This is a genomic window from Candidatus Binataceae bacterium, assembly GCA_035294265.1.
In the GTDB taxonomy this organism is placed as follows: Bacteria; Desulfobacterota; Binatia; order Binatales; family Binataceae; genus DATGLK01.
In genome coordinates, this window is the sequence record DATGLK010000094.1 from 43304 (window position 1) to 52904 (window position 9601).

At 60.4% G+C, this 9601-nt stretch carries 11 protein-coding genes; 10 read left to right on the top strand and 1 reads right to left on the bottom strand.

Features of this window, described 5'->3' with window-relative positions:
- Positions 1-4 precede the first annotated feature (4 nt).
- From VKV28_14530 to VKV28_14575, 10 genes are all read left to right on the top strand, one after another.
- Entirely contained in the window at positions 5-406 is a 402-nt protein-coding gene (locus tag VKV28_14530) for an SxtJ family membrane protein (protein HLH78016.1), read from the top strand.
- On the top strand, positions 406-558 hold the full coding sequence (locus VKV28_14535; GenBank protein HLH78017.1) for a DUF5989 family protein: 153 nt from the start codon (positions 406-408) through the stop codon (positions 556-558). The genes VKV28_14530 and VKV28_14535 overlap by 1 nt, the downstream gene beginning before the upstream one ends.
- 183 nt (positions 559-741) lie before the next feature.
- Positions 742-1962, top strand: coding sequence for an IscS subfamily cysteine desulfurase (locus VKV28_14540; GenBank protein HLH78018.1), 1221 nt, complete (start codon positions 742-744; stop codon positions 1960-1962).
- A gap of 71 nt (positions 1963-2033) precedes the next feature.
- Positions 2034-2459, top strand: a complete 426-nt coding sequence (iscU, locus tag VKV28_14545; GenBank protein HLH78019.1) for a Fe-S cluster assembly scaffold IscU — start codon at positions 2034-2036, stop codon at positions 2457-2459.
- 5 nt (positions 2460-2464) lie between these two features.
- The gene (locus VKV28_14550) at positions 2465-2779 is read left to right on the top strand and encodes an iron-sulfur cluster assembly accessory protein (protein HLH78020.1); all 315 of its coding nucleotides are present in this window, start codon (positions 2465-2467) and stop codon (positions 2777-2779) included.
- A gap of 24 nt (positions 2780-2803) precedes the next feature.
- Positions 2804-3451, top strand: coding sequence for a hypothetical protein (locus tag VKV28_14555; protein ID HLH78021.1), 648 nt, complete (start codon positions 2804-2806; stop codon positions 3449-3451).
- Positions 3452-3493: 42 nt separating this feature from the next.
- Positions 3494-5359 (top strand): molecular chaperone DnaK, encoded by a 1866-nt coding sequence (dnaK, locus tag VKV28_14560; protein ID HLH78022.1) that lies wholly within the window; start codon positions 3494-3496, stop codon positions 5357-5359.
- 36 nt (positions 5360-5395) lie between these two features.
- Entirely contained in the window at positions 5396-5611 is a 216-nt protein-coding gene (gene iscX, locus VKV28_14565) for a Fe-S cluster assembly protein IscX (GenBank protein HLH78023.1), read from the top strand.
- Between the two features lie 117 nt (positions 5612-5728).
- Positions 5729-6202, top strand: a complete 474-nt coding sequence (locus VKV28_14570) for a hypothetical protein (protein ID HLH78024.1) — start codon at positions 5729-5731, stop codon at positions 6200-6202.
- A gap of 593 nt (positions 6203-6795) precedes the next feature.
- Entirely contained in the window at positions 6796-8757 is a 1962-nt protein-coding gene (locus VKV28_14575; protein HLH78025.1) for an ATP-binding protein, read from the top strand.
- Between the two features lie 95 nt (positions 8758-8852).
- Here the strand turns inward: VKV28_14575 and VKV28_14580 are convergent.
- Positions 8853-9601: asparagine synthase C-terminal domain-containing protein (locus VKV28_14580; protein ID HLH78026.1), on the bottom strand; the 749-nt coding region annotated here is incomplete at its 5' end.

Here is a 9601-nt window from a genome sequence, read left to right on the forward strand (position 1 = left end):
CAGGATGGCTTCCGGCGCGCCCGATCGACAGGAATTGCGCAACTTCGGCTTGCTCACCGGAGCCCTGATAGCGCTGGTGTTCGGGCTCCTTCTACCCTGGCTGCATCGATGGACCGCACCGCGCTGGCCGTGGGTTGCGGGGTTGGCCCTGTGGGTGCCCGCGCTATTGTGGCCGATGGTATTGTACCCCTTCTACCGGGTGTGGACCGCGCTGGGGCTGGGCTTGGGTTGGGTCAATAGCCGGATTATTCTAAGTCTGCTGTTTTTTGTCGTGATCACGCCGATGGGTTTGCTGCGGCGCGCTTTGGGCCATGATGCCGTGGCGCGGCGGTTCGAGCCACAGGCTGCGAGCTACCGGGTAGCCAGTCGCGCGCGCAGTAAAGAAAGCATGGAGAAACCGTTCTGATGTTCGATCTGTTACGGGACTTGTGGGGGTTTATGCGGGATCGCAAGAAATTCTGGCTGACCCCGCTGGTGGTGGTGCTGGTGCTGATTGGGGTGCTGGTTATCCTGGCCCAGTTCTCCGCCGTCGCGCCTTTTATCTACACGCTGTTTTAGTCGCTGAAGCAGCTCCGGATCGCGAAAAAACCCTTGAAAATGCCTCGGGCGAGATTTGACACATAGCCCGGGCGGCCATATTATACCTTTTAGGTCCACTAATTCCGGACTCGAGGTTAGTTGCGGCGGACCATGCGCGCCCATCTGATGACGGTGGGAGAGCGGCTTAGGAGTACTGAAGCGATGCTAAAGCTGCCGGTTTATATGGACAATCACGCCACCACCCCGGTCGATCCCCGGGTGTTGGAAGCGATGCTGCCCTATTTTACGGAGAAATTCGGTAATGCCGCCAGCCGCAATCATAGCTTCGGCTGGGCTGGTGAGGAAGCGGTAGATACGGCCCGCAATCAGATAGCCGCTCTGCTCAACGCCAAGGCCAAAGAGATAATCTTCACCAGCGGGGCCACCGAGTCCGACAACTTGGCGATCAAGGGTGTGGTTGAGTTTTACAAGGATAAGGGCAACCACGTTATCACCTGCGTGACCGAGCATAAGGCGGTCCTGGATAGCTGCAAGGCGCTGGAGCGGACCAACCGGGCCACTGTCACCTATCTGCCGGTGGACAAATACGGAATGGTCGATCCGGACGATGTGCGCCGCGCTATTACCGACAAGACCGTACTTATCAGCCTGATGTTCGCCAATAACGAGATCGGGACCATCCATCCGGTGGCAGAAATCGGCAAAATCGCCAAAGAGCGCGGGGTGTTGTTCCATTGCGATGCTACTCAGGGCGTAGGCAAGGTGCCGGTAGACGTTGAAGCAATGGGGATCGATCTGCTCTCGGCCAGCGGTCACAAGATCTACGGTCCCAAGGGAGTGGGCGTGCTGTACGTGCGCGCGCGCGGGCCGCGGGTGCGGCTCACTCCGCAAATCGACGGCGGCGGACACGAACGCGGAATGCGCTCGGGGACGCTCAACGTGCCTGGGATTGTGGGGATGGGCAAGGCGTGCGAGCTGGCGGCGGCAGAGATGGCGAGCGAAGCGGAGCGGATGCGCGATTTGCGAGCCAAGCTACAGGCCGGGATCTTCGAGCGCCTCGACGAAGTCTATTTAAATGGCCATCCTACTCAGCGCTTGCCCGGCAATCTCAACCTGAGCTTTGCCTACGTCGAGGGAGAATCGCTCTTGATGGGCATCAAGGACGTGGCGGTTAGCTCGGGCTCGGCCTGCACTTCGGCGACCCTGGAGCCGTCCTATGTGATTCGGGCGTTGGGAACCGACGAGGAATTGGCCCATAGCTCGATTCGCTTTGGGCTGGGGCGGTTCAATACCGAGGAAGAGGTTGATTACGTCGCCGCCAGCGTGGTGCGCGAAGTCAAGCGACTGCGCGACATGTCGCCGCTGTACGAGATGGCCAAAGAGGGTATCGATCTGAAGTCGGTGGAATGGAAGCGGGAATAACCGCCGGGGCGCCGCCGTCGCGGCGCTCTCACATTTGCAACTGCGGCGCGGGCCGCGGGAGATGAAAGCTCATGGCCTATTCGGGCAAGGTATTGGACCATTACAACAATCCTCGTAACGTTGGCAGCTTCACCAAGGACGAGCCTGGGGTGGGGACGGGAATCGTGGGTGCGCCCGAATGCGGCGACGTTATGAAGCTGCAGCTTAAAATTAACGATGATGGCGTGATCGAGGACGCTCGCTTCAAGACTTTCGGTTGCGGCAGCGCGATCGCCAGCTCCAGTTACGTAACCGAGCTGGTCAAAGGCAAGCGGGTCGAGGAAGCCATGGCGATCAAGAACAGCAGCATCGTGCAGGAGCTCAACCTGCCGCCGGTCAAGGTCCATTGCTCGGTGCTAGCCGAAGACGCGATCAAGGCGGCAATCGAAGACTGGCGCAAAAAGGGCGGCGGCGCGAGCGCCGAACCCTCGGCGCAGGGCGAAAGCGGGCGCGGTTAGGCGCGATGATTTCACTCTCGGAGCGAGCCGCCAGCAAAATTCGTTCGCTCGTGGAGGAGCGTCCAGGGGCCGGACTGCGGGTCAAGGTAGTGGGGGGCGGCTGCTCGGGCCTGCAATATCGGATGGAACTTGACCAGGCCCATGAACGCGACAAAGTTTTCGAGCGCGATGGGGCACAGCTGATTGTTGACAAAAAGAGCTTTCTGTACTTGAACGGCTCCGAACTGGACTACGCCGAGGAACTGATGGCCTCGGGGTTTCGCTTGGTTAATCCCAACGTCAAACGCAGCTGCGGCTGCGGCGAATCGTTCACGGTATGAGGGGCGCCAGGCTGCTTACCGACCATGGCCCAGGCCCAATGTCCAGCCTGCGCGCGGCTGCAGCAGCCGCGCCTGTTGTGTGCTCAATGCGGCGCGCCGCTGGGAGTTGAGCTGGATTATTTCACCGCTTTGGAGCTGCCGCGGGACCCGCTGGTTGATGAAGCCGCACTCCAGCGTGCCTACCATGATTTCAGCCGCCGGCTCCATCCCGATCGTTTTGCCAACCAGCCGGCCGCCATGCGTGCGGCCAGCCTGCGCGCCACCGCGCTCCTGACCCGCGCCGTCCGCACCCTGCGCGATCCCGTCAGCCGCGGCTTGTACTGGCTCCAGCTGCACGGTGAGAAGCTAGCCGTGGACAACAAGCAGGTGCCGCCGGAGTTGGTCGAGCTTATTTTCGCGATCCAGGAGGAGTTGGGCGAGCTGCGCGCGGCCAGCGGCGAGGCGTCTGCGCATTGGAGTCGCGTTGTGCAAGAGCGCCGGGAGGAGATCAATGGGGCCCTGGCCCAGGAGTTAGCCGCGCTTGAGCGCAATTTCGCACGCTGGGGCAAAGACGAAGGGTTGAGTAAACCAGCCGCGCCGCTGATGACCGAGCTCAAGACGGTCTTGTCGCGAATCGCTTATTTACGCAGCGTCCTGCGCGACGTCGAGCGCGCTTTGGGCGAAGAAGTCTAACCATGCTCGCGGCGCCGCCGCGTAGAACTGACGGTCTTTATTATGGCATCGATTTTCGGTATCGACCTTGGCACTACCAACAGCCTGATTGCTCGTATGGAGGGAGAACGGCCGCGGGTGATTTGCGACCCCAAAACTGGCGCTGCTCTGCTGCCCTCGGTAGTCGCTCTTTACGCCGACGGCCGGGTGGTGGTCGGGGAAGCGGCAGCCGAATTGGAACCTAGCCTCAACCCCGAGCACAGGGGTGCGATAGTTCCGGCCAGTGAAGGTAGCGAGGGTGGCGGGGGCGCGGTCATCCGATCGATCAAGCGCTATATGGGGCTGGGCGGCGACGAGGTTGCATTGGAGGACCGCCACCGCTATACCTTCACGGACTTCTCCGGCCCCGTTGTGCGCTTCCAGATTGGGCGGCGCGTTTACACACCGCCTCAGATTTCAGCAGAGATTCTCAAGGCCCTTAAGATGCGCGCCGAGGCCGCCGTAGGCGAAGCGGTAGAGAAGGTAGTGATTACGGTACCGGCCTACTTCAATGATGGCCAGCGCCAAGCGACCAAAGATGCGGGTCGACTGGCCGGCTTGGAGGTGGTTAGATTAGTCAACGAGCCAACCGCGGCGTCGTTGGCATATGGCTTGCATCATTTAGCCTCAGGGAGGATTGCGGTATACGACTTCGGCGGCGGCACGTTTGACATCTCGATCCTGGATCTGAAGGAGGGCATTTTCGAGGTTCTGGCGACCAACGGCGACACCCATCTGGGCGGCGACGATATCGACCGGGTGATCCTTGAGTGGATGTTGCAGGGGCTGCCCGAGGCGGTGCGGCTGGAACATCGAGTCTGGAACAGTGCGCGAAAAGCGGCCGAGGAGGCCAAGAAGCGGCTTAGCCAGGAGACGCAGGTAGAGCTTGAACTGGCATTGCCAGGACGCCATGTGAGCCGCACGCTGAGCCGGGCGGAGCTAGAGCAAATGGCTCGGCCGTTGGTGGCACGAACCTTGGCGTCCTGCGGGCGAGCGCTCAAGGACGCCGGACTTGGCACCAAGGAGATTGCTGCCGTGGTGTTGGTGGGGGGGTCAACCAGAATGCCGCTGGTACGTCAACAGGTGGCGGAGTTTTTCGGCCGGGAGCCGCTTTGTGAGCTGGATCCCGATGAGGTCGTGGCTTTGGGCGCGGCGGTGCAAGCCGGGGTGCTGGCGGGGGGGTCGCAGAGCGACCTGTTGCTACTAGACGTGGTGCCCCTGTCGTTGGGAATCGAGACCATGGGTGGTGTAATGGAACGGCTGATCCATCGCAATACCACCCTGCCCACCAGCGTTACCGAGCAATTCACCACCGCGGTCGACAACCAGACCCACGTGGATATCCATGTGCTACAGGGTGAGCGGGAGTTTGCCCGCGACTGCCGCAGCCTGGCCCGCTTCAAACTGGGCCCTTTGCAGATGGCGCCGGCGGGTGTGGCTCGCATCGAAGTCACATTTTTGATCGACGCCAACGGAATCTTGAACGTAACGGCTCGCGACCAGCGCACCGGTCGCGAGCATTCGGTGGACGTCAAACCCAGTTATGGATTGACCGACGATGAGATCGAACGGCTGCTGGAGGAAGCGCTGGACCAGGGTGAGGAGGATCTCAATCAACGTATGCTGGTGCAGGCACGCAACGCCGCGGACGAAATCCTAAGTGCGCTGGACAAGCAGCTGAAGCAATTTCCTGAATTGCTGGATGAGGAAGAAAAGAGCTTTATTGATGTAATTGCAGCCAGTTTGCGCAACGCGCGAAAAGGCACCGACAAGGAGCTAATCGCCAACCTGGTCGACCAGCTCAACATCGTCAGTGCCCCCTTTGCTCAGCGCATCATGGATCAGGCAATCAAACTGGCGTTGGAAAAGCATAGCGTGGACGAAGTATGAACAAGCCGCGATCAAAGGGGCCAATGGGAGAATCTTATGGGACTTAAGTGGGATCAAGCCGAGGAAATTGCCGAAGTGCTGGCAGAAAACCATCCCGGGCTCAATCCGCTGGATGTGCGCTTTACCGATTTGCGCCAATGGGTGATCGACAGCGATGAGTTCGAAGACGATCCCGCTGGTTCCAGCGAAGCCAAGCTGGAGTCGATCCAAATGGCCTGGAATGAACTCTACCTGGAGCAGCGGGGGAAATAAAAGCGTTCGGATGGTTGCCGGATTGATTGAATAGGTCCGGGCAGCAATTCGTCAAAGGAGGAAGAGCGGGTGGCGGGGAATTCGAAGCGGGTGGCGAGAGAACAAAAGGAAGTCGCGATGCAAGAAAAGGAAACTTTGGATGAACGGTTGCCGGGTCTATTCGAGCCTGACACCCTTCTGCCAATCCAATATTTCGAGGCGATGCGCCGCAAGCATCTGCTGGAGGGTGAAAAGCGCTTAATCCTGAGCGTGCTCGAGGACGGCATTGAATGCTTCATGAAGTATCTGAATGCCTCAACCAACAAAGGGCAAAAGCTGTTTCGCGATGCCGAAGAATGGATCAATCTGCAGGACAAGCACTGGATTTTTTCCTTCGATAATGTCTGCGATATGCTCGACATCAATCCCGACTACATGCGCAGCGGCCTGCACGCTTGGAAGCAGAAAAAGCTAGCCAGCTTGGCCAATGCTCAAGTTGCAGGCTTGGCTGGTCCCGAGGTGAAGGGCTATCGCACCGAACGCCCGGGCCAGCATAAAACCGAGCTTGTTCCCAACGCGCGCCCCATGCGCCTTCATAAGGTTCAGGCCTGACGCGCGGCCTGAGCTTGGATCCCGTGCCCTCCCGAACCCCGAAAGGCAGCTCGAACCCTTGCGAGCTGCCTTTCCCCTGAACCTCACATTGCTCTAACTGTACCTAGCGCACCACGAGTAATTTGCGCGCCGCGCTCCTATTTCCCGACTTGCTCTTCTCTTCATCGGCGGCTCCTTCCTCTTGAGTTCATTCCCCTTGAGTCCATCGCCTCGCAGGTCCATCGCTGGACCAAAAAACCGCCGCTACCTCAAGCCATTTTCAACGTGCGCCGGGACACTCGCATGCAAGGGGCTTTTGGGTTGCCACATTTGGTCAGGGCGGGGCGGCACTTGAGCAAACCGGCTGAAGCATTGGGCGTGCGCACACCTTAGTCCCCCCGGTCAGCCAGAGGACATTACAGGAAAGCTTTCCCGGGCTCTGCGCCTTCGCCCAAAGTGTCAGGCGCAGGCACGGCCACTGATATAAATTCGACTCTTGAACTTCACTTCTTTTGGTTTCTAACTATACTGGCTTTTTATTTTCCGCTCTTATGCTGCGCGCAGCGACGTTCTGTCCGCGGCATCCGCAAGTCACTTGATGGGGGGAATGGCGAGTGCGAGCAGGAAATCAATTTGGGCGCGATCAGGAGGTAAAGGACTGGTCTTCACAGGAGCTTTGGCAAGAAGTTACCGAGCGCGTACTCGAAGATATTTCGATCGTACTGATCGACCGCGAAGGCGTTATCCGAGCTTGGAACGGGCAAGCCCAGATGCTCTATGGCTACTCACCCAACAAAATCGTGGGCCGTCCCTACTCTCGTCTGTTTTTGCCACGGGATAACGCGCTAGGGCTAGCTGTCGAGACTCTTAAGGCAGCGGAGGTCCAGGGTTGTGTTCGTGCGCAGACCATGCGTCGTGCCCACGATGGGCGCGGTTTTCCAGTTGCGATCAAGCTCAACACCTTGCGCACCGGCGATGGCCAGGTGAGCGGTTATGCCGAGGCGTGTCGTGCCGTGGATAGTCGCGTTTTGGAAGGCACGCAGCTTGCCGCGCGGCGCGCGCAGGACAAGAGAAACGAGGTGGCCCTGTGGCGCCATCAATTTGAAGCCTTCGCCAACCATCTGCCTGGCCGGGTTTGGCTTAAGGACCAACGAGGGATTTATCTGTTTGTCAACGCGGAGTTGGAGAAAACGCTGCGCCTTCGGCAGCAGGATTGGCACGGTAAGAGCGACTGGCAACTGTTCCCCGCCAACGCTCGAGAATGGAGCGCCAACGATCGCTGGGTGTTCGCTCATCGCCGCTTTCTCCAAACCGTGGAAACCAGCCTGGAGGCGGGCAAAACTCGCCATTGGCTGACCAGCAAGTTTCTAGTTCCCGGACAGGCGGGGCCGCGGCTGGGTGCAATCGCGTTCGAGATTAGCGAATGGGTTTCGACCCGCGAGGAATTGCGTCGCATTCAACACGAACTCTTTCGCCACGAACGAATGCGCGCAGTGGGGGAACTGGCGGCTGGGCTGGCCCACGATCTCAACAACACGCTCAACGCGATGAAACTACGCCTGTCGCTTTTAAGTAACGCCGCCGCGATCGCCCGCCATCAAAGCCATTTGCGCACTCTCAATCGTTTCGTCAACGATGCCGCCGCCCGCATCGAGCGGTTGCATGACTTTGTGCGGCAAAACCCCGCCCGTCCAACCGAAGCCGTGGAGGTAGCGCGCGTGGTACGTGAAGCTATCGAGCTGGTCCATTCGGAGGTGGAAGAGATGGCGACTCTGGCCGGCCGCCGGATCGCGATCGAGAACCGCCTTCCCGCCCGCCTGCCCAGGGTCAGCGCGATTAGTTCCGAGCTGCGCCACGTCCTGGCCAATCTGCTCCTCAACGCGCGCGACGCCATGCCTACCGGCGGTAGTATCGAAATTGGTGGGCGGGTGGAGGAGGGGGGAGTCGTGCTGACAGTTGCCGATCACGGGATCGGAATCCCCGAGGCGCTCCTCGGACGGGTCTTCGAGCCCTTCTTTACCACCAAAGGGCGACAGGGAACTGGGCTTGGGTTATCGATGGCGCGCGAGGTAATGGAGCGCTTCGGTGGCTCGATTTCGGCGGCCAACCGTCCGCAGGGCGGCGCGGAATTTACCCTGCGCTTTGTCTGCGCCCGTACCAGTAGTGCCAGCGTGGCGCCGGCGCGCCGTGCGCGCCGCGACCTGCCGCTCAAGGTGCTGGTGATCGAAGACAACCCCGACAACCTAGAATCCATCCGCTTGGCCCTGGAGCTCAAAGGGCACACGGTGGAGACCGCCTTCAGCGGTGAGGCGGCCTTACACAAGCTGCGCCAGGGGCTCGATTGCGACACCGTGATCTGCGACGTCGGGATGCCGGGGATGAGCGGTTGGGAAGTAGCACGGGAGATAAGCCAATTGCGCCCGGCCACGCGCATCTTCATGCTCACCGGCTGGGCCGGTGAGATGGACAGCGAAAATCCCCACAGCCATCTGGTGCGTGCGGTGCTGGCCAAGCCCATCGATATCGAGCATCTCAATCAGATAATTACCGCTGCGGCTACGGCCTCCGCGCCCTGAACGTGCGATGTCCCGGCCCCGCTATGCGGCGCGCCATGATAGCGCGCGCGTGGGATCAGCGCGGCGACACGCTTGTGCCCGCGCTAGCGCCAATTTCACGCGCTGGAGAGGGCGCGATGCCAAGCCTGAAACATCAAGAGGGTCCACAAATGGTATTGCCAGTTGCGCGTGCCGGCCAGATGTTCGGCCCACATCCGGCGCACCGTGGCGCCCTGGAAGAAGCCGCCCAGCTCCAGCTGGCGTTCGTCGAGCATTTCTTCGGCCCATGGGCGCAGTGGGCCACGCAGCCAGCTCCCCACCGGCGCTGCGAATCCCATTTTGGGTCGCTCGGTCAGCGCGGAGGGAAGATAGCGATTGAGCAGGCGGCGCAGCAAATATTTACCCTGGCCACCATGAAATTTCAGCGCCATTGGCAAGCTCCAGGCGAATTCGAACAATTGCCGATCCAGGAAGGGCAGGCGCGCTTCTAAGCTGGCGCCCATCGTGGCGCGGTCGGAATTGACCAGATTGTCGCCTGGCAGGTAGCTAACCAGATCGAGGTACATCATGGCGTTGCGCGGGTCGGCGAAGCGCGCCCAGGCCGCGCCGTCGCTTAGCGCAGTCAGCGGCTCGGCGACATCGTGCGTGAGCAGCGTGGTCAGCTCGCCCGCTTGCCAATGGGTAGCTAAGCCTAGATAGAGCGCGCGGGGGCTGCCGGCGCTGACCAGGATTTCGGCCAGCTTGTGGAGCTTGTCACCCCAGCGGACTTGCCGCATGGAGATTGGCAGCATGTGGTTGGCGGGTCCCAAGATACGGTCCCAGGCCGCCGGACTCACGGATTTCAATCCGTGGCTGAGCGCGCGCT